The following is a 21,411-nucleotide window of genomic DNA, read 5'->3' as shown; positions in this document are numbered from 1 at the left end:
TGTTCGGTGTGCTGGACGCTCACCACGCCCCGTTCGGCTACCGGCGCTCGGGGAACACCTGGGCGCTGTCCCGCTGGTTGCGCGCCGCCGCGGTGGGTGCCTGCGAGTGACCGGCGAGCTCGTTCAGTTTCACGTGCAGGGCGTCCTGGGCGGCGTAGTCGCCGCGAGAGACCGCGGCGCGCAGGTCGTCCCAGGCAGTCAGGACGGGACGGCGTACGGACTCCGGGAAACGGCCGAGCTCGGCATCGTGAGCGGCGAGCATGGACCGCCAGGTGGTGATGTCGAGCTGCCGCCACAGGCTGCGGGCGTGCTCCGTCGCTGCGCGCAGCGCGGGCAGATTGTGCCGTTCACGTGCCGCGTCCAAGGCGCGCCGTGCGTCGGCCAGCTCTTCGGCCCGCGCGCCGAGGCCCAGCTCCCGGCCCCGGCGTGCGGCTATGGACGCGTTGGCCGACCAGCCGCGGGCGTCCCGGCACGTCTCCACCGTGTCGCGAGCTTCGTCGAGGAATCCGTCGAGGGACCGGCAGAGGGGTTCACCGCGCACGATCGCGGTGAGCTGTTCTGCCAGTTCCGTGAAGGCGTCGCGCTCCGCGGCCTTGAGTTCGTCACCGAAGTCGGAGACATGGGTACGGATCTTCTCCAGCAAGTGAGCGGCATCGCGGCCGATTCCGTCGGAGACGGCGCTGCGGCGCAGCCGCACTCCCTGTTCCTCCCTGTCGCCGACTCGGTAGGCGAGGTGCAGGGTGCGGTTCTCGTCGATCCGTGCCCGAAGCTCCAGCCGCTCTGCGCTGCCGGAGCCCATGCTGAGGAGCTGCGTGTGCTGCCCGCAGAACTCGTTGCGTTCATGGGACTTCTCGTGCGGCCCCTCGATGAACCGGAAGGTCAGCGCGGTGGCGCCATCCGGCCGGACCTGAAGGTCCTCGATGTTCCGCCAGGTGGTCGGGTACGTCGTTCCGGCGGGAAAGACGACCGCGACGGTGCCGTCATTGAGGGCGAGGCCCAGGTTCTGGGCGGTGACCTGCTCCGGCTGGTCGGTCTGGAAAAGCGCGTCACAGGCCGAACACGCGGTCAGACCAGTGGCATTGACCATCTGGCACTTGGGGTTGGGGCACTTCAGTCCGCCCGCGTCCAGCGGCTCGTCGCAGAGCTGGCACATGGTGGATGAGGTGGAGTTCTGCTCGCCGCAGTGTGGGCACGAAGCGCGGGAGGCGACGGGGGCGGCCGCCCGCAGCTCGGAGAGGTCGTCGGCACAGACCGGACAGCTCATGGTCCCCTCGGCGGCGGGCACATGGCAGCCGGTGCAGTCGACCGTCGCCGTCCCGCGCAGAGAGGCGCCGCAGTCGGGGCAGGCGCTCTCGGTGAGCGGGATCCCGGTGGTCAGGCACGGCTCGGAGGGGCAGGCGAGCCCGGACGCGAGCCCGGCCTCGATGCCGGCGCCCAGCGCGACGGCGGACATGGGGTCGATTCCGCTGTGCACCTTCTCCTCGCCGAACAGTTCGGCCAGGCGGCGGCGGACCAGCGGGATACGGGTCGAGCCGCCGACGAGCAGGACCTTGTCGATGTCCTCGGCCGTCCTCGACGCGTCGCGCAACACGCCGCGGGTGAGCTCCAGGGTGCGGTCGATCTCGGCGCCGATCAGCTCCTCGAAGTCGTCGCGGGTGATCTTTCCCGTCCAGGAGCCGCCGTTCTGTCCGAGCGGCGCGAGGATGATCTCCGCTGCGGTGACATCCGAGAGTTCGATCTTGGTGCGTTCCGCGGCGGCGCGGATCCGTGCCGCGTCGCCGGTCCCGGAGAGGTCACGGCCGCCGAGGCGCTTCTCGGTGAGCATCCGACACAGCGCGGAGTCGAAGTCGGCCCCGCCGAGAGACTTGTCCCCGCCGAGCTTGTACACCTTGAAGTACCCCGACCCGATGATCAGCAGGGATACATCGAAGGTACCGCCGCCGAGGTCGTACACGAGTACCGAGCACATGTCGTCCTCCTCGACCTCGACGAGGCGCTCCACCCCGAAGGCGTGGGCCGCCGCGGTCGGTTCGGGCAGGATCCGTGCGACGGTGAAGCCCGCGAGCTCCCCGGCTTCCCGCACCGCCGCGTACTGCGGTTCCGTGAAGTACGCCGGGACGGTGATCACCGCGCGCGGGAAGGGTTCGCCGGCGGTGTTCTCGGCGTCCGTGCGCAGTCGCCGCAGCAGGATCGCCGAGATCTGTACGGGCGTCAGCCAGTGGGCGCCGAGCCGGATCTCGACCCCGCCGTCCGTGGACTCCCGTACCGGCGGCGCGTCCGCGGGCCGCTCGTCGAGCAGCCGCTGTACATCGGCGTCGGCATGGCGGCGGCCGATCAGCCGCTTCACCTCGGTGATCACGGAGCCGGGCAGGTGGTCGCGCACGCCGAGCGCCTCGCTGCCCACCAGGAGGGACCCGTCGGCGCCGGTACCGACGGCGGACACGGTGGCCTGCTCGCCGTGGCGGTTGGGGAGGACCACCGGAACGCCGCCGTCCATCCAGACGGTGACGGAGTTGGTGGTGCCGAGATCGATTCCGAGTGTGCGGTACGGCATGACGTGCCCTTCGGGTGGCGGGGACGGGAGCGGGCGGCGTGGGATGGGTTCAGCGGTGGCGCTTGGAAGGCTTGCGGGGCAGCGGCAGCGACTGCCGGCGCCGGGAGCGGCTGGTGCGGCGCGGCTGGTTGCGGCGCTCCCGCGTGGGTCCGCCGCCGGAGGGCCCGGCGGGTGTCGCCTGTTCGGCGGCGGCGGGCGCGGGTCCGGGTACGGCGAGGACGACATCGGCACGGCGCAGGCAGTCGGTCCCGTGGCGGAAGCCGGTGACGGTCTCCCGCAGGACGGTTCCCCCGGGGGCGGTCGGATGCGGCTCGACGCCCGTCGCCCGTGCCTCCACCGGGTCGGGGATCTTTCCGACCAGGTCCATGGGGTGTACGCCATGGCGGGCGAGCTCGGCCCGGAGCATCCGATGAGCGGCTTCCGTCTGCTGTCGCACGGCGACTGCGAGCTGTCCAGTACGGCCTCCCCCGGAGCGGTCGAACTGCTCGGACCGGTTCGCTGTGTCGGCGAGGAGATCGTCGAGTGGCAGCAACGCGCTGAGGAGAGCGGTCAGTTGGGTCACAGCCTCCTCGCGTTTGCGGGAGAGGGCCGCGACGCGGACGCGAAGCTTGCGCAGCTCGTCGGTGCCGGGCGGGGTAGTGGTCACTGGGGTGCGGGGCCTTTCGGAGCTGCGGACGGAGGGAGGGGTGGTGTGAGTAGTTCACTGACGAGTGCGTCGCCCGGGGTGAGGGCCGCGTCGTGGGCGGCCCTCAGGGCGCGCTCGCGGTCCGGGTTCCGGTCGCGGCGGGCCCGGGAGGTCTCCGCGGCCACCTGCTTTGCGAGGTCCCCCTGACCGATGCCCGGCGCTGCACGCGGAAGGAGTTCGAACACGGTGGGGCCGAAGAAGGGCATCTGTGTGCGGGAGTGCGCGGTCACAGGGTCTCCTGGATGTATGGCGGGTCGTCCGGGTCCGGTGTTTCAGATGAGTCGAAGAGGCTTGGGAACACAACCGGGTTGAGCGGCAGGGAGGTCTGCTGGCCGGTCTTCAACCCCAGCGCGGACGCGGCGCGTTCATCGCGTACGGCACCGGCGGGGTCGCCGTCGGCACGGCGGTCGCGGGCACGCCGGTGATACGCGACGGCGACGAGCTGGTCGTACTCCGCGGAGCGGCGCGGGGTGATCAGCAGCCCGCCCTGGAGGGTGATCAGCTCGGAGAAATGTCCTGTGTCGACCAGTTCGGCGGCGAACGGCAGGACGGTCTCCAGCGCCTGCCACTCCTTCCTCTCGCCGGTGACCTGCGCGAAGGACGCGGCGGCGGAGAGCAGCAGGGGGACCTGCCGGGGGTAGTCGCCGGACTGTGTTCCGAGCTGCCGGACGGCTGCGTCCTGAAGGAGGCGGGCGATGTCACCGTCGTCGGTCAGTTCTCCCCACTCGTCCTCGGAGGGCCGGATCTCCGCCAGTTGCCGCAGGACCCGACGGGCCTCGCTCTTCTTCCCGTCGAGCGTCTTCCGCGCGGCCCGTTCGATCATCCGGTCGCAGTACCAGGAGTGCACCTCGTGCAGATCCTCGGCTGGGCTCTCCGCAGGGAACCCGCGGCGCAGAAGTTCCCCGACCCGTTGCAGGCCGGGTTGCTTGCCCGGCCTGTTTCCCGTGACTGCGGAAGCGATGTCGGCGAGATCCAGTGCGTCCAGCGCGGCCTGTGCCACGGGATCGCCGGGATGTACGCACAGCGCCCGCTGGAAGCGGGCACGGCCCTGATCCCTGTCCTTCGTCCTCAGCGCCTCAGTGCCGCGCCGGACCAGGGCGGCTGCCAGCTCCTTGGCAAGCGCGGTGTCAGTAGGAGCGAGCGCGTGCGCGGACTCCAGCCAGAGGATGCGCTGGACGAGCGTGGCCCGCTGGTAGCCGTTGCCGTTCCGGCCGGCGCTCAGTCCGGCTTTGCGGGCCATCTCGTGGTGGTGCCGGTCGAGTACGAAGCCGAGGTTGGCGGCCGAGGTGAGGTCGGTGAGGGTGCTCTGCCAGTCGCCCTTCGTGAACTGCTCGCGAGCCCTGGTGGCCAGGGCGTTGGCGAGGAACGGTGCGCAGGCCCGGTGGGTGTCGGAGTCCGCCTGCCAGGTGGCGGGTTCACCGTGACGGCGGGTGTAGGCGGCGAGCAGGGCGCGGTCTTCACCGCATGCCTCCAGTTGCTCGATGGCGGTGTCCACGGTGACGGGGGAGCCGGTCCAGGGCCGGCCTCCGAGCAGCAGCCCCAGGCACGGGGGAGTGGTGTCGGGGGTAGGTGGCTGCCAGGTGTCGACGTCGCACCGGCAGCCGAGATCGCCGAAGGGGTCCTCGTCCCAGATGTCGAGCTGGTAATCGTCGCATCGGCCGAAGCATTCCTCGGTCCGGAGATAGGCGCGTTCGCCGCGGACGAGTTCGCCGCTGTACTCGTACTCCTCGATCTTCCAGACGGTTTCCCAGGCGTCGAGGATGTCGCGGCCGTCGGCTTCGTCGGCCGAACGGAATGCCGTACGGATCCGGTTCGTCAGGGTGTCGCATGCGGACCGCCAGTCCTCGGCGCTGAGGGGAGCGCCGCGCCGGGCGGTCACCATGTCTTCGAAGCGGAGCGGGTCCTCGTCGTCGAGCAGCAGGTGCCAGACGGCGATGGCGAAGACCGCATGAGCCGGATCGGCCTTCTCGCTCTGGGCGAGCGACCTCAGCGTGCCGACCGCGAGCGCGTGCAGCACAGCGGTGCGGCGGTTTCCGGACGGGTCGGGGACGGCGTCGAGGACCTCGCCGATCGCACCCTGGCGGGCCGCCTGCCACACCAGGCGCCACAGCGTGTGTGCCGGGCAGCAGAGGCAAGGGGCCTCGCCGGACGTGGCGTCCGGAGCGTCGAGCACGGTGCGGACGTCGCAGTCGCAGCCGAGGTCGCAGGGCTGGTCCTCACCGCTCGCGGGCGGAGTGGCGCCGAACACCGCGAGCCAGCGGTGGACCGCCTCGGGCCAGTTGCCCGCGCGTTCGGCGAGCAGGGCGCGCAGTGCGTTGTAGGAGGCGCGGTCGTCCACGGGGAGGCCGGGACGGTCTGCGGAGATCCGGTCCAGCAAGTTGAGCGTGCGCGCGAAATTACCCGTGCTGTAGGCGTGTTCGGCCTGACGGAGTATGCGGGTGGCGTCGGTGGCGTTCAAGCAGGTCCCCCATGTGCACGTGGTGCGTGGTTGACCCTATGTGGCGTCTGTTGGCTCAGTCAACGGACCGTTAGATACCGGACAATATGGCCAGTTCTACTTGTACGGTCTTGCTGCTCGGTGGGCGTGGCACCCTCTCCCGGTGGTCGGCGAGGAGGGTGACGAGGGTCAGGCTCCGGCTGCCGGTGGAGAGGTCGGGGGCTTCGCCGGCGGTTCGGGGAGGCGGTCGCCGCGGGCGTCGGAGCGTGGAGTCCGGTGACGGCGAGGGGGCGGGCGAGACGTGCGCCGCGACGGGTGGAGGGTAGCTGCCAGGGCTATGACGAGCGGAACGGCTGAACCGGACTGGTTCAAGTCCAGCTACAGCGGTAGTCAGGTGACAGCTGCGTGGAGGTGGCCATCGTAGACGCGGCCGTTCACGTAAGAGACTCCGGGGATGTGGCGCGTTCGGCCTTCGCCGTCGGTCACGACGGGTGGGGGCAGCTCGTGCGGTTCGCGGCGGAGCGCTGATACGCCGAGGGGCGCCGCCTACTGGGTAGCGGGCGGCGCCCCTCGCGTTGTCCGGACGTCAGTCGTCCTGGCGGGCCGGGTGACGCGGGCCCTGTCCCGGGGGTGGGGTGAGGGTGGACCTGTACGTGCCGGATTCGCTCTCGTCGAGCGGGGTCTCCAGGGTGAGACCGGCGGCGGCCATGCGGTCGTACTCGGCGAGAACCAGACGCTTGGTGCGGTACTCGCCGAACTTGGCGATCTCGTTGTTCTTGAGGCCGCCGGTCGGGGACTGGAAGGTCTCCAGGACGTAGTCAGTGTCGTCGCGGGAGATCCCGTAGAGGTGGAAGAAATAGGCGTCCAGCTCGGCGCGGAGCTGGGCGCGGCGGTCCTCGCCCCAGCGGAAGGGCTCGCGCTCGTCTCCCAGGTCGCGGGCGAGTGGGGTCATGTCGTAGGCCGTGTAGACGAGTTCGAGGACACGGGGGAGAAGGAAGAGGAGGTGGGGTTCGAGGGCGGTGGGGGCGGGTACGGGGAGCTGCTTCCAGATGAAGAGTTTCATGTGGGCGTCGCTGATCTTCTGACGGCTTACGTAGTCGAAGACCAGGGAGGACTGGGTGGCGACGAGGGCGGCGGCAAGCGGGGGGGCGACGCGCGGGAGCATCAGCGGGTAGGTGTGGCCGACGGCGGCACGAGGGAGAAAAGCGGGAATGGCGGTGCGCTCATCCGTCGTGCGGCATACGTCGCGCCAGCCAAGGAGCCAGTCGTGAGTCCAGTGCAATTCCGCGAGACGTTCGCCAACGCCGCGTTCCTCGCTTTCCTTGTCACGGCGGACGGTGGGAATCGGCCCGTCGTCAAGGATCCAGTAGCGGGGGTCGGCGCAGGCGGCCGGGTCCGCCTTCTCCGTGCCGCTGATACGGCGGCGGTCCTCGTTGCCGGTTCCGGTGTAAGCGTTCCAGCGATGGTCGTAGAGGTGCGCCATCTTGCCCTCGTACAAGGGCAGCATCCGCTCCCCGCCCCGCTCGAAGACATTCCCCCTGAGCTCCCAGCCCTCGGCCTCCAGCCGCTCGCGGCTGCGAAAGAGGTCGGAGTCGTCGGTCATATGGAAGAAGGTCGCCTTGAAAGCCATGTCCCATGGGTTGCCGTCCCGGTGGCCCTCGTTCCACAGCACCGGCACGCGCCGGTACACACCAGCCGTGATGTCTGCGTCGCGTTGTGTACGGAAGACCGGGAGCGTGCCCGTGTTCGGGTTGATGCGGGCCAGATCCTCCGGGTCCAGGGCGAAGACACGGCTCGGGTCCTCTAGGTCCGCGATCTCGGCCAGGAAGAAGCCGATGCGACTGGCGTCCGCGTGGGTGGCCCGGCCGGTGAGGGAGAGCAGACAGAACTTGATGCGGGAGTCCACGCCCTCGAACCACTTACCGCCGTGCGGTAGTGCAGGGCACTTCGGACGCCGGTTCTCGAAGTCGTACAGCGAAGCCAAAGCCCCGCGCCGGGTGAAGTCCGCGAACAGGTGCTGAGAGCCAGCGCCCGTCGCGACGGCTGACTGGAGGATAAGCCCGAACCGGCCCTTCGCGGTCGTAACCTCGGCCATCCGCTCGGCGAACAACGTGTCCGTCTGGAGCATGGTGACCCCCTTGACTGTCAACCCCTTCGCGCACAGCGGGAACACCTGCGAGTCCCCCGCGAAGTGGAAGAGTCCCTTGACCGCCCGCCGCGCCTCCCGGTACCGCTTCCCCGCCTCAGGATGCTCCTGCTCCCACTCGGCGATCCGCGTACGCCGAGCCGTCCCGGAGATCTCCGCGATCTCGGGCGCGACCACGCTGAAGTACTTCTTGTCCTCGAAGTCGACCTTGTCCCACGGCGGGTTCCCCACCACACACGAGAACCCACCGCCCCACCCCGTGGCCGGGTCGACCGCCCCCGCCCCCGCCGATGCCTCGCCCTCCTCCGGGACGTCGAAGACCTCCGGGAACTCCAGATGCCAGTGGAAGAACGTGTACTGCTCCCGCAGCCGGACGATTTCGTCGTGCGTCGACTTCGGCGCGGCGTCGGCCTTCGGGTCCTCCAGGGCCCGGAACACCTTGTGGGTGACGGCCGGCGGCGAGTCCTCGTGCTTGACCCAGACGAAGGCCGCGCACCACGCGTCCGCCACGTGCAGCGCGCGCAGGTACTCGGTCGATGTCGACCAGTCGCGGTAGGCGGCCTCCTTGCGGCGGATGTCCGCGAGATCGTCCGCCGGGGCGGAGGTGATCCGGCGCAGGCCGCTCGCGAAGGCGGCATTCGCGACCTTGGTCTCCGTCTCGATCTCGAACAGGCCGCCCTGGCCCCGGCGTTCCTCCGTGTTGCGGGCGAGGAGCTGGCGCGCCCACTTCTCGTCGTCGCCCTCGGTCTTCTTGAAGGCCTTGTCCGGGATGCCGTCCCGCATCAGGGAAGGCGTCGCCCCGATCAGGCCGTTGCCGTGCTTGATCCGGGAGTCGAGGAAGCTGAGCGGTCGGCCCGGCTCCATGGCCTCCAACCACAGCGAGACCTTGGCGAGTTCGACCGCCATCGGGTTTAGGTCGACGCCGTACACGCAGCGGGCGACAACCTCGTGCAGGGCATGTCGTACAGCGTCCGTGGTGGGCTCAGGGTTGCGTTCGCGGACGGCCGCCACCCGCTTGGCGATGCGGCGGGCAGCTCCCACCAGGAAGTGTCCGGAGCCGCAGGCCGGGTCGCAGACGGTGAGAGAGAGGAGCTCCTCGACGATGGTGTCGGCGGGGTCCGGGCGGCCCTCGGCGCTCGCGCGCTGCTCGCCGCGCTTGACGGCGTCGTCGATCACCGGGGTGAGCGTGGAGTCGAGGAGGGTCTCGGTGAGCGCTGACGGGGTGTAGTAACTGCCGGTCTTCTTACGGTCGTTGCCGATACGGTCGACCAGTTCGAAGGTGCGGTTGGTGACGCTGTGCTTCGGCACCAGTTCGAGCAGTGCCTCGTAGACCGAGCCGAGTTCCTCGGAGCCCATGTGCAGGTAGTCGACTGGGCGCCAGCGGTGGGAGCCGACGTCCCGTACCCGGGCCAGGTGCTTGACCGCCTCGAAGAGGTGGCGGTTGGACAGTCGGACGCCGTGCAGCGGCTTGTCGGCGGAGGTGTCGTTGAAAAGGCCGCCGAGGCCTTTCAGGCCCAGCTCGGGGCGGCCATGCTCGGAGCCGAGCGCCTCGATCAGCAGCTCCAGGACGCGGTACTGGTCGTCGTGGGCGGTGCCGAGCCGGCGCAGGGCGTGACGGCGCAGACGGGCCGTCGAGAAGTAGCGGGCGTAACGGTCCTGCGTCTGCTTGTCCGCGTCGGGATCGAGCAGCGCACCCCGGTCCTCGGTGACGAAGAGGAAGATCATGCGGTAGGCGAGGCGCAGGAGTGACGTCTGGAAGGCGTGGACGTCCAGCTCCTCGCGCAGCTGTCGGTTGTGCGGGTGGCTCAGGAAGCCGGTACCGAGGACGGTGAGGGCGGCCTGGACTCCGTCGCGGAAGTGGTCGAGCGCCCTGCTGCCGGACTCGATGGCGACTGTCCGCCATTTCTCCAGCCAGCACCCGGACGGCGCCGCCCCCTCTGCCACCTCGAACCGCGACGCGTGCAGCACGCAGTACAACAGCACGAACTCGCTGAACAGCTCACCGTCGAAGATCGCCTCCAGGTCGAACTCGACATACGCGGCTGTCGCGAACGACGACGAGTCGCGCAGGAGTCGCAGTGTCCGACCGTTGGTGAGGACCGCCCACAGGTGGGCCTCGGTTCGGTTGAGGCAGTCCTGGACGAGGGACTGCGGCGGCATCTGCCCGGGCGCCGGCCGCTTGTCCGGCTCCTGGTTCCAGGGGATCAGGTGGAGCAGCGCGGGCCCGTGGCGGTGCGAGATCCGGAACCTGGTCTCCGTATCGGAGTCGGCGCGGATTCCGTCCGGGCCGACCTCCGTCAGTGTCCCGAAGTCCAGCTTGCGGAAGAGCTGGGAGAGCCAGTCGGAGGAGGCCCGGCCCGTCGGGTCGGCGGCGGGCGCACCGGTCTCCGGATCGGCGGGCAGCGCGGCGCGCAGTTCGCGCCAGAGCGGCTTGAGGTACTCCCAGGCGCGTTCGGCCTCGTCGCGGACGGTGACCGAGCCCGGCAGCCCGTAATCGGCGGACTTGGTGCCCGGCAGGTTCCGTGCCTCGGCGATGCGGAGGAGGATGTCGCCGGGGAGCAGTCCGCCGACGGTGGTGACGGCGGTGAAGGCCGGTGCGGTGCGGGTGGCGGCGGACATCAGGCTTCGGCTCCGGTCACGAGAGGGGCGGATACGGCGGCGGGCTGCTGCGGCAGATATACGTACACACCGAGGACGTCGGCGGGCTCCTGCGGGACGATCTTCAGGCCGCGGACGATCTCGGCACGGTCGCTGGTGTCGGCCTTCCGTACCCGGCGGTGCGAGGCGTCGAGGTCGGCGGCGAGGGCGACACCGTACTCGGTGATGTGACCGGACAGTTCGGGGAGTCCGTCCAGGGTGCGGGTGATCTGGTTGCGGGCCAGCTGTTCGTGGGTGTTGGCGGCGGCCCGTGCCCCGAGGAGCGCCGCGGCCGCGTCGTCGTCGAGCCAGCGGGCCCGGGACGGCAGGCCCTCGAAGGCGAGCAGCCGGGCGTCCTCGGCGACGATCTGCCGCTCCCCGGTGCGGGACGGCAGCGTCAGGTGGAAGCGGTAGCGGACCAGGAGCAAGGTGGTGCGGATGGTGACCGCGTCCGTGGTGACGACGCCGCAGCGGCGGGCCGGGCGCGGGCCCGGAGTGTTCGCGTCGAGGGCCGAGCCGAGGACGTACGAGGCGAGCGCGCCGACCGCCGGGTCGGTGCGGACCAGGGCCGCCTCGCCGCGCCCGATCGCCGGTGAGGTGCGGAACGGGATCTCCCGGTCCTCCTCTACGATCCGTCCGCCGAGGACCGCCGCGAGACCGTCGCGCACACCGGCCGGCGTACCGCCGACCTGCGCGGCGAAGTCGCCGGAGCCGTCGCGGGGGTCACGAATCTGGGCGTCCAGGTCGCGCAGCGCCTCCAGGACGAAGTCGCGGACCTCCTCGGAGCCGCCGAGCGCGGCCCGTACGGCGGTGACCTCGCGGGCCACCTCCTCCGGGTGGATGGCGCGCTGCGCGTACTTCGACCGGGAGGTCCGCTCGCGCTCGGCGGCCGAGTTCCACTCCCGTTCCATCCGGTCCAGGGACTCCTGGTGGCCGTCGAGGTCGAAGAGTCCTTCCTGGGTGCCCTGCCTGCCGTGCAGGAGCAGCCATTCGACCACCGCGTCGGTGACGCCCGAGGCCGTCTCGTCCGGGACGGAGACCGAGATGCCGAGGTCCTTCTTGATCTGCCGGTGCTTGGCGAAGAGGACTTCGAGGACCTTGCCGTCGATGCCGTTGTCCTCGCCGAACATGGTGATCACGCGGACCTGGTCGCGCTTCTGCCCGTACCGGTCGACGCGGCCCTCCCGCTGGTCGTGCCGGGTCGGGTTCCACGCCAGGTCATAGTGGATCACCGCGTCGAAGGCGTGCTGGAGGTTGACGCCCTCGGAGAGGCAGTCGGTGGCGATCAGGACCCGGCGGACTGCCGGGTCGTCGGCATCCTCGGCGGCCAGCCTCTCGATGCGCTCCAGACGCTGCTGGGGGGAGAGCGTGCCGGTGACGGCCGCGATCCGCGTCTTCGCCCCCAGCTTCTTCTCCAGGTGCGTCGCCAGGTACTCGGCGGTGGGAATGTAGCGGCAGAAGACAATCGGGCTGTAGCCGTCCGCGATCAGCGACTTGAGATGCGCGGTCAGCGCCTTGAGCTTGGCGTCGGACGCCGAGCCGTACAACTCGGCGGCACGCGCGGCGAGGTCACGCAGCCGTGGATCGCCCTGCTCGCTCTCCGCCGCGCCCGGCGCGACGTCCATGCCCTCCAGCCGGTCACTGTCCGAGGAGTCACGGGTCAGCGGGGCGCCCAGGGCGTCCGCCTCGCCGGCGGTCCGGGCGGCGGCGGACTCGGAACGAGTCTCCAGGGTGCGGGCTGCGGCGGCGGGCGAGGACACCATCGACCGGAGCAGCGCGATCACCGACCACCAGGCGATCCGGGCCTCCCGCCTGCCCTGGCGACCGGCGGTCTCCACCCGGTCCGCGGCGTAGGCGATCGCGTCGTCGAGCAGCGCCCGGTAGGCGGGGGTCAGCTTGTACGGCTCGTCCTTGGTCCACCGGTCGGAGGGGAACGCTGTCCGCTCGACGAGGGAGTCGTCGGCGAGACCGTCCTCCTTGGTGAGGTACTGGCGCACGTCGGCCCGCTTACGGGCGACGAAGTGCTCGGCGAGACGGGCCCGGCCCGCCGGGCTCTCCAGATCGACCGTGGCCAGATGCGGCCGGACGAGACCGAGCAGATTGCGGAACGCGGATTCCTTGCCGGAGTGCGGGGTGGCCGTGAGCAGCAGCAGATGCCGGTCCTCGTCGGCGGCGACCCGCCGCAGCAGTTCGTAACGGAGCTGACTGGTGGACGAGGAGGCCGGGCCCTGCGCGTCGTCGGCCGCGACGCAGGTGTGCGCCTCGTCCACCACCACCAGGTCAGGACAGTGCCGTACGAAGTCCTCGCGGTGCCGGGTCGACTTGATGAAGTCCGTCGAGATGATCGTGAACGGGTACCGGTCGAAGAGCGACTGCCCCAGCTCCAGGCCGCGCTCCAGACGCGACACGGTGGAGGCGAGGACCAGTTCGGCGTCGATGCCGAACTTCTCCCGCAGCTCCCCCTGCCACTGCTCGGCGAGCGAGGGGGAGCAGAGCACCGCGAGGCGGCTCGCCTCACCCTGCGCGAGGAGCTCCTTGACGATCAGGCCGGCCTCGACGGTCTTGCCGATGCCGACGTCGTCCGAGATCAGTAGCCGTACGGTCCGCTGCCGCAGCGCCATGAGCAGCGGCACCAACTGGTAGGCGCGCGGCTCCACGGCGATCGACGCCAGCGCGCGGAAGGGCCCCGCCCCGGAACGGAAACCGATCCGCAGCGCGGTCCGCAGCAGGCCGGCCGCCCGCTGGTCACCCAGGTCGGACGGGCTCGGCGCCGCGAACTGGGCGGGTCGCACCTCCTCGAAGGCGGGAAAGACCGCCGCGACGTCGTCCTCGCCGCCGCCCAGCGGACGCAGTACCAGCATGCCGGAGGCGCTCTCGGGAAGCACCACCCATTCCCGGCCGCGGGCGTTCACCAGCGAACCGGCGGTGTACGTGGGGCTCATGGGTCTCTCGGTTCCTTCGGGGTCGGCGGGGTGGAGTGGTCGGGGTGGGACCGGGGCGGTGAGCATAAGGTTCGAAGGGGAGTACGTCACGGTCAACGGGTGTGGAAATACGTCGCGTTGTCGTCCGCCACGGCGTCCCAGTTCGACCCGGCCCGGAAACGCAGCACGTCCCAGCCGGCTTCCTCCAGGCGGTAGCCGGCCTCGCGGTCCCGGGTGGAATCGGCGCCGTGGTCGGGAAGGTCGACGAAGACCGCGAGATGGGCACCGTCCATACGGAAAACCAGATCCGGCTTGGCGGCGGCCTCCGGAACCAGGACCTCGACCTCGTCCGGCAGCCGGTAGCCCTTGGCCTTCAGCCAGCCGAGGAGATCACCCGAGGCGATCAGAGCTTCGAGGTCGGCCTCCAGCGGAGTGGGCGCGGTGGAGCCCTCGCTGCTGGTCGGGGCGGGGCCGCCGGACCCGGTCGCGGCGGGTGCCGCCAGCCGGTGGAACTGCTCGCTCCTGGACTCTCCCCGGTCCTCGCGTTCGGTCTGCGAGCCCGCGAGGCGCAGCAGCAGTGGGCGGGCCGCGTGGCGGCTCAGCAGGCGGTGGTGGGTCTGGTTGCCGTACGTCAGGAGACAGGCATAGCAGCCGCGGGCGCATTCCTCGCCGTCCTCGGGACCGCCGAGGTCCTCGCCGGTGTCCGGGTCGAAGTGGCAGATCTTCAGGGCGGCGCGGGCCGCCTTCGCCAGCGCCCCTCGCTCCTGTCGCAGCCGGCGCAGCACACCGGCTCCGCCCTCCGCGGCCTCGGTGAAGAGCAGCCGGCGGCGCGGTCCCTCGGGCGGCGGCAGGAGTTCGGCCGTCAGCTCGGAGTCCTCCAGCTCGAAGGCGGCTTCGATGCCGCGCTCCAGGGCGTACAGGACGGAGAACGCGACCGGCTCCGGCAGCGGCTCGTCCAGCGTCGTCACCAGGATATTCCGCCGGTCCTCCACGTACGGCAGGACGCGCTTCCGGCGGCGCTTCTCGTTGCCGTCCTCGTCGACCACCGGCATCCCGGTGCCCTCCACGGCGTCCGCAGCGGCCCGGTCGTTGAGCCAGCGGCCGTCGCCCAGGTCCAGCCAGTAGCCGTCCTGCACGTCCTCCTTGTCGCGGACCCGGCCCAGGTTGGTGATCCGGACCGTGGCCGAATCACCGTAGTCGAGCGTGAGGACGGCGGCACCTCCTCCGTCCGTCACCTGTGAGGTGAGACGGCCCTTGCGGACCCCGTGATCCTGGAAGGCGTACGAGGTCTCCAGTCGGAAACCGGCCCGGCGCCGCTCCTCCTCGTCGGAGGAGATCCGCTCGCGGGGGGTGGTGTACACGGTGTGGAGATGGATCAGGCCGGTGCGCTTTCCGGTCAGCTCCGTACGGCACATCGCGCAGCGGTCGAGGCCGGGACGGACCGGGTGGTGGTAACCGCAGGTGTCGCAACGGCGTGCCTCCGCCGTCGCGAGATCGCCGGAGGCGTCCGGCGGCAGCTGGATCCGGGTCACCTGGTAGCGGGCGCCCTCGTGGTAGATCAGCGCACCCGGACCGAACTCGCGGATCGCCAGGAACCGCGGCCGCTGGAGAAAGTCACCGTCGGCGTTGCGCCGGTTGCCCGAACGCGGGATGTACGCAGCCAGCGGCAGGCGCGGGAAGCTGTAGCCGGGGAGGAAGCCTTCGGAGGCCAGATAGCGGTAGGGGTTGAAGTCGCTCATCACCGATTTGTTGTCGGTTGAGCGGTTGAGCAGCAGATTGGTCTGCGTCTCGGCCTCCCGGCGGCGGGTGCGGGCGCGGCCCTGCTCGCCCTGGCTGAGCGTGTGGTCCACCACCCGCTTGTTCTGCTCGTACTGGTCGAGCACGGCGGCCCTGAACAGCTCACGCCACCGGTCGAAGGACTTGTCGAACCTGTCCGCGGCCCGCTCGATACGGTCCTCGATCCATTCGTCGTACCACCAGGTCGTGTCCTGGAAGTCCGAGATCAGCGGCGCGAGCACGTTGCGCGCGGCGGTGACCGCGCGGCGCCGGGCCCCCTCGTCGAGCGACCTGTCACGGATGTGCGTGTGCAGCGGCAGCACCATCCGGGGATCGGGCCGGTCCCCGCTCTCCGGGTCGTACGCCACGTCGACGATGTCAGGTACGGCCGTACCCAGCTTCATCTCGGTCTCCGCCAGCCAGATGCTCTGGACGTGCGAGCGAACCAGGTCCTCGTTGGCGAGATCGAGGCGGGGCGGCACGACCTGGCCGGAGACCATCGCCTCCGAGCGGCGGAAGTAGTACTGGTCATGGCTGTTGCCCGTCGCGCAGTACGTGGTCACCAGCGCCGGCTGCCCCGAACGGCCCGCACGGCCGGAACGCTGGGCGTAGTTGGCCGGGGTCGGCGGCACGTTGCGCATCATCACCGCGTTGAGCGAGGAGATGTCGACGCCCAGCTCCATCGTCGGTGAGCAGTAGAGCAGCGGCAGTTCGGCCGTGCGGAACTCCTCCTCGCGCAGCAGCCGGTCCTCCGGCGGCACCTGCGCGGTGTGCTCGCGCGCGTAGAGCCCCGCCAGCTCGGTTGCGGCGTCACGGTACAGATGGCGGAAGAAGGGATTGACGCGCGGTCCCTCGCCGTGGTTGTAGGTGCGGGTCAGCGGGTCGATCGCTCCCGTCTCCCCATTTCCGGCCCGCCATACGATCGCGGCGGCCGACACCCGGTACCCGGTGCGCTTCTCCGCCGCACGTCGGCGGAACGCCGGCCCCGAACGCTCCGGGGTCGCCTCCACCTCGCGCACCAGGTCGGCGTCGCGGAGCACGGTGAGCAGAGTCTCGATCACCCCCTGCACATCGTCCTGCGGGGCTTCGCGCAGCGCGGGGACGTTCCGGCGCAGATACTTGCCGAACTTGCCGCGCGGCGAGAGGAACAGAGCGGTGCGCTCCATACCGGGCTTGGAACCGTAAGGGTAGGCCGTACCGACGTTCGGCTTGTCGCTGTCGCTGAGGACCCAGGCGCCGGTCAGCCGCTCCTCGCTGGCGCCCTTCAGTGCGTCGAAGTCGTCCCGGAAGTACTGCACATCGATGGCCAGGCCCCGGCGCAGGTAGTCCAGGAGGGTGCGAGCCAGCTCGGCGCGCAGCTCCGCGTCGATCTCACGGAGCACCGGGTGCGCCTGTTCCCAGCGCTCGGCGCGGGCGGCCACCCACTCCAGGTCCTCGTAGTCGATGCGCAGCAGGCCCGTCTGCTCCAGGTTGGGCATGGTGATCCGCCAGCCGCGCTCCAGGTCGCGGTAGAGGCGGTAGCCGACGACGTCCCGGAAGGTCTTCGTCGCCCGCCGCTCCATGGACGGCGGCTGATCGGCAACACCGGTGTATTCGCGCGGGGCGAGGCCCATCACCTCTGTCACTGCCGCCGTCAGGTCGTCGTGGCGCACCCCCTCCTCACCGGAGCGCACGACCGCCGCGTACAGTGCCCCGCGCAACTGAGTCACCTGAGCGAAGTCGTTGAAGTGGCCCGCCTGCAGCGAGGCGTCCTGACGGTTGTCGACGAAGGTGAGGAGCTTGCGGGCCTCCTTGTCCAGGCTCTTCTCCGGCACCGCGCGCAGGGACTTGAGGATGGAGGCCGAGATCAGGGAGGTGGCGGAGGAGCGGCCCTCCTGGTCGAGCGTCGCCAGCTTGGCGAAGTCACGGCCGCGGGTCTGCTCGTACGACACCTGGCAGTGCACACAGAACAGGAACGGCGCCGGGACGAACGCGGCCTCCAGGCCCTCGCCGCCCTCCGCGCCCGCGCTCTCCGCGCCGAGAGAGTCGACGACGACGCGCCTGGGCACCCGCTCCCGGTAGGTCTTCTTCACCACCGTCAGACCGTTCGCGTCCTGCTCCAGCCAGGACTCCGGAATCCGCCGGTCATCCACGGCCCGCTGCGGATCGGCGGGCCAGACGTAGTCCTCGTCCGGCACCCCGATATACAGACAGCCCTCGCCCTTGCGGCCGCCGGAGGCCGAGGTGCCACGCCGGGGCTCGTAACGGAAGACACCGTCACGGCCCTCGGTGCGCCACACCGTGAGGTACTCCTGACCGCACTCCCGGCAGAACGACAACGGGTACAGCGGCATACCGCCGCTGCCCGGCTGTTCCAGCTGGAAGGTGCGGGTGAGCGGGCGGGTGAGCGGGTTCTCCAGGGTCGTGTACACGGTGTCGCCCTTGGAGAGGAACTGATGCAGGCGGAAGGCGAAGAGGGGCCGCTCGGTCACCGGGTGCTTGGCCTGGGAACCGGCCTCCAGGGTGGCGCGGATCGCCTCCCGGACCTGGTCGGCGGGGATCCCGGAGCCGGTGGACAGTTCCTCGGCGGCCGACTCGATGGTCCGCGGCGCACAGCGGCGCAGCCGCCCGGTATCCGGCTCCTCCTCAAGGCCGAACCGGGACTCCACCCAGCGGGCGAGGGGGTCCCGGGTGAGTGCCTCGTACGCGCGGGGTGCCGCGGGCATCCGCAGCCGCTCGGGGGAAACGGCAGCCGGGGGCTGATCGGTGGCCCGGACCAGAGTCTCGCCTATCACCCGCGTGGGCAGCACTGTGGTGCCGAAGAGCCGGCCCGCGACCCGGGCGACCTCCCGCCGCTGGTCCTCCCAGGTGCCCTCGGTCGACATGGTCGCCGAGGTGCCGACGCACTGCAGGTTCTGCCCCGCACGGCATGCCTCGCGGACCCGGCGGATCAGCAGCGCGACGTCCGCGCCCTGCCGGCCCCGGTAGGTGTGCAGCTCGTCGAAGACGAGGAACTGCAGGCCTTCGGCGTTACGGATCAGACCGTCGCGGTCGTCCGGCCGGGTGAGCATCAGCTCCAGCATCACGTAGTTGGTGAGCAGGATGTCCGGCGGATTCCGGCGCAGCTTTTTGCGCCGTTCTTCGTCCTCCTGGCCCGTGTACCGGGCGAAGGTGACCGGCTCGCGGCCCTCCCCGAAGCCGTGCCGCAGGTACTTCTCCAACTCCTTGAGCTGGGAATTGGCCAGCGCGTTCATCGGGTAGACGACGATCGCCCGTACCCGTCGCGGAGCCCCCGGAGCGGCCGTGTCCCGCTCCTTCAGCACCTGGTTCACGATCGGCACGATGTAGGAGAGCGACTTGCCGGAACCCGTGCCGGTGGTGAGCACGTACGAGTCGCCTTGCTGGGCCGCCTCGATCGCCTCGCGCTGATGGCGGTGGAAAGTGAGAGGCCGACCGTCCGGACGGCGGGCGTCCTCCTTCTTGCCGGCTTGGAAGATCTCGGCACAGCGGGGATGCAGCAGCCCGTCCCTGACCAGGTCGGTGACCTGGCCGCCGTCGGCGAAGAACGGATTCAGCGAGAGCCAGGGGTCGGGCCACTGCGACTTCGATGCCAGGTCGTCCTCGACGAAGTTCTCGATCCGGGCGTCCCGGATGACGGTGGCGCTCCGCGTGAAGCTCTCGTACTCCTCGATCAGGTTCTTGTGGATGCCGAAGACGTCCATGGTCTCCGGCAGGCGGGGCGAGCGGCGCGGTACCGGGGTCGGCTTCACGGCTGCGGGCTGCGGCAGGTCGGTCCGGAGCCGGGCCACCGGGTCCATCGCCGTCCACTCCGGGGCGAGCAGGTCGACCGTTGCGTCGGGGGCGAGCGCGTGCGGGATCAGGGCCTCGCGGATCAGGGTGGCGTTCTCCGGCCGGTTCTCCGGTTCCTTCTCCAGGAGCCGGGAGATCAGGCGCACCAGGGCCTGCGGCAGGTCGGGCCGGACGATGGTCAGCTGCGGCGGCGGGTCGTACTGGTGCTGCACGGACAGCTCGTAGGCGGTCCGCGCGGAGAACGGGGGGCGGCCGATCAGCATCTCGTAGAGGACGCAGCCGAGCGCGTACAGATCGGCCGCGGCGGATACCGGCTCGGCGCGGAACTGCTCGGGCGCCATGTACCGTGCCGTGCCGACGCTCACTCCGGTGCTGGTCAGCCGTGTCTGGTCGGGGTCGTCGACGATCGAGCCCATGCCGAAGTCGAGGATCTTCACGGTGCCGTCGCGGAGCAGCATCGCGTTGGCCGGCTTGAGATCGCGGTGGACGACGCCAGCCGTGTGCGCGGCGGCGAGGCCGGACGCGATCTGCGCGCCGATCGCGGCGACCCAGGAGACCGGGAGCTGTGGCTCTTCATCCATAAGCAGGCCCAGGGTGTGGCCGTCGAGCAACTCCATTGCCAGATAAGGGAGACCGCTGGCACCCGGTGCGTCGTCGACACCGCCTGCGATCAGATGGGTGAGGTTGGGGTGACCCTGGGAAAGCATGCGCATGATCTTCACCTCGCGGTGGAAGCGCTGTGTCTCCTTGTTCCCCTCCGCAGCGTCGACCAGCAGGCCGGTGCGGTTGCGCAGCACCGTCTTGAGTGCCACCTCGTACTGAGGCGAAGCGGGTGCGGCTTCCAGGTCCACGGCCCGATGCACCTCGCCCATGTTTCCGCGACCCAGGTCACCGGTAATCCGGAAACGTCCACCGACCTGCTCCAGTGCCACTGCTGCTCCCCGTCACTCGCGTCGTGGTGGAAGGTATCTAGTGGGGAGTGTACACCAGGAGCGAGGGTGTGAACTGTGAAGTGCGTGTTGACCGTGTCAACAGGTACTCGTTGTGGCTGCGGCAGGCGGCGGTAGGTGGAGCGGTGCTCAAGGCGGCGCTCCGGGTGCAGGCGGGAGCGCCAGTCCTTGGCGGTCATGCGCAGTAGGGGGAACGGGGGAGGCTCGGTGCCGGCGCGGCAGGCGGTGGTGCATACAGAAGTTGACCCTTCAGCCTCTAGAAAGTTGCACGGCCTGATGAGGGAATGAGTGCGGCAGGGGGAGTTCCCGGATGCCGCGGTGAGTTGTTGTTCGAGCAATACAGGGACAGCGAGGGGTAAATGTTGCTGAAGTGCTAGCGTCACCGGAGTCATCCGGTCACCTCGAAGATTTTCTCCTAGGCATGCAGGGCGTCAGGGGAGCGGAGAAAGTCGGTCGCTATCGAGGCTGGCAGCCCCACGACACCACCTAACAAAGCACTAATAGGTGCCTTCTGTATATCTGTCCACATCTAACGCTGCTCGCGATCCCTCGGAGCGGAGGGACACGACGAGCGGACCCCGCTCGGCGGATTTATAGCCGACGATCACCGATTCGCCAAACCGGTGTTCGTCCGGACCTGCTTGGCGGTGGAGCCGTGACGAACGACAGGGCAGCACCGCACCGTGATCCGGGGTGCCGGGCTGGCCACTGCCCGGCCGCTGACTCCGGTACTCGCCGTCATCGCCACGATCAGACAAGGAGCGGATTCCCTCGTACCTCCGCAAGTTGAAGTCCGGAAATTGGCAGTGCACGGTTCGAAACACCGCGGGTGAGCGATTCAGCGAATCGTTTCCCCTGAAAGGGAAGGCTCGCTCCTGGGGTCTGGAGATGGAAGCCAAGCTCCGTCGCGGGATCCTGCGCGACCCCCATATCGGGCCGATGAAGTTCGCCGAGTGGCACCAGAAGTGGTGCAATCCGAGTGGTCGAGCCGCACACCTTGCGCGGCGACGCCTCCAGCATCAGAAACCACATCACGCCGTACTGGGCGGACTAGGAAATGTGGGCCATCTCCCGCATTGACGTCCAGGGCTGGATACGCGCTCTGATCGAGAAGGGAACTGGGGCCTCGGCGATCCAGCGTTCCTGCAACCTGATGTCCTCGATCACGCGCGCGGCTGTCGACGACGACATCATCGCGGTCAGCCCCTGCCGCAGCATCGACCGCCGCCGCTCCCGCCTCTTCGTCGTCGAAGTCAATACCAAGAGCGGCCTCAAGGAGTACCCCAAAAGCTCCAAGAGCCGCCGCGAAGTCCCCCTGCCACCCCATGTCCTGGACGCCCTCGAACGGCACATCCGCCACCTCGAACGTGACGCCGTGGTCTTCACCACCATCACCAAGGGGCGCGCCGGCAGGCTCCTCGACGACGGTAACTGGCGAACCCAGACCTGGTGGCCCGCAGCCGATAACGCCTATTGCTTCGACGCTGACGCCGACGGCGACTAGCGCCTCGTACCG

Annotated in this window: 7 protein-coding genes and 1 pseudogene; 2 read left to right on the top strand and 6 right to left on the bottom strand. The window is 69.9% G+C overall.

Annotation, left to right across the window (positions count from 1 at the left end):
* Positions 1-37: 37 nt before the first annotated feature.
* The 3 genes from ABT354_RS20515 to ABT354_RS20505 all read right to left on the bottom strand — a co-directional run bounded on the left by ABT354_RS20515 (position 38) and on the right by ABT354_RS20505 (position 5,697).
* Complete coding sequence (locus tag ABT354_RS20515) at positions 38-2,554, bottom strand: Hsp70 family protein (RefSeq protein WP_351495746.1); 2,517 nt, start codon at positions 2,552-2,554, stop codon at positions 38-40.
* A 49-nt stretch (positions 2,555-2,603) separates the two neighbouring features.
* Positions 2,604-3,200, bottom strand: coding sequence for a nucleotide exchange factor GrpE (grpE, locus tag ABT354_RS20510; protein WP_351495744.1), 597 nt, complete (start codon positions 3,198-3,200; stop codon positions 2,604-2,606).
* Between the two features lie 265 nt (positions 3,201-3,465).
* Entirely contained in the window at positions 3,466-5,697 is a 2,232-nt protein-coding gene (locus ABT354_RS20505) for a hypothetical protein (protein ID WP_351495742.1), read from the bottom strand.
* 316 nt (positions 5,698-6,013) lie between these two features.
* On the opposite strand from ABT354_RS20505, the pseudogene ABT354_RS20500 reads away from it, so the two are divergent.
* A pseudogene (locus tag ABT354_RS20500) lies at positions 6,014-6,204 on the top strand (DUF397 domain-containing protein).
* 58 nt (positions 6,205-6,262) lie between these two features.
* Here the strand turns inward: ABT354_RS20500 and ABT354_RS20495 are convergent.
* The 3 genes from ABT354_RS20495 to ABT354_RS20485 all read right to left on the bottom strand — a co-directional run bounded on the left by ABT354_RS20495 (position 6,263) and on the right by ABT354_RS20485 (position 19,817).
* On the bottom strand, positions 6,263-10,441 hold the full coding sequence (locus ABT354_RS20495) for an Eco57I restriction-modification methylase domain-containing protein (RefSeq protein ID WP_351495740.1): 4,179 nt from the start codon (positions 10,439-10,441) through the stop codon (positions 6,263-6,265).
* Positions 10,441-13,401 carry a DEAD/DEAH box helicase gene (locus ABT354_RS20490; RefSeq protein ID WP_351495738.1) on the bottom strand — a complete coding sequence of 987 codons (2,961 nt, stop codon included), beginning with the start codon at positions 13,399-13,401 and terminating at the stop codon, positions 10,441-10,443. Before ABT354_RS20490 ends, ABT354_RS20495 begins: the two co-directional genes overlap by 1 nt.
* 92 nt (positions 13,402-13,493) lie before the next feature.
* Positions 13,494-19,817 (bottom strand): protein kinase domain-containing protein, encoded by a 6,324-nt coding sequence (locus ABT354_RS20485; RefSeq protein ID WP_351495735.1) that lies wholly within the window; start codon positions 19,815-19,817, stop codon positions 13,494-13,496.
* 1,135 nt (positions 19,818-20,952) lie between these two features.
* On the opposite strand from ABT354_RS20485, the gene ABT354_RS20480 reads away from it, so the two are divergent.
* Entirely contained in the window at positions 20,953-21,399 is a 447-nt protein-coding gene (locus tag ABT354_RS20480) for a site-specific integrase (protein ID WP_351495733.1), read from the top strand.
* The last annotated feature ends 12 nt before the right edge of the window (positions 21,400-21,411 follow it).

Source organism: Streptomyces sp. NPDC000594, assembly GCF_040299965.1.
Taxonomy (GTDB): domain Bacteria; phylum Actinomycetota; class Actinomycetes; order Streptomycetales; family Streptomycetaceae; genus Streptomyces.
This window is presented reverse-complemented; position numbering and strand designations above follow the sequence as displayed.

What these genes read in the sequence shown, in the direction of transcription:
- ABT354_RS20515 (WP_351495746.1), bottom strand. Translation starts at nt 2,554, where the DNA reads ATGCCGTACCGCACACTCGGAATCGATCTCGGCACCACCAACTCCGTC.
- ABT354_RS20490 (WP_351495738.1), bottom strand. Translation starts at nt 13,401, where the DNA reads ATGAGCCCCACGTACACCGCCGGTTCGCTGGTGAACGCCCGCGGCCGG.
- ABT354_RS20480 (WP_351495733.1), top strand. Translation starts at nt 20,953, where the DNA reads ATGTGGGCCATCTCCCGCATTGACGTCCAGGGCTGGATACGCGCTCTG.
- ABT354_RS20485 (WP_351495735.1), bottom strand. Translation starts at nt 19,817, where the DNA reads ATGGGCGAGGTGCATCGGGCCGTGGACCTGGAAGCCGCACCCGCTTCG.
- ABT354_RS20495 (WP_351495740.1), bottom strand. Translation starts at nt 10,441, where the DNA reads ATGTCCGCCGCCACCCGCACCGCACCGGCCTTCACCGCCGTCACCACC.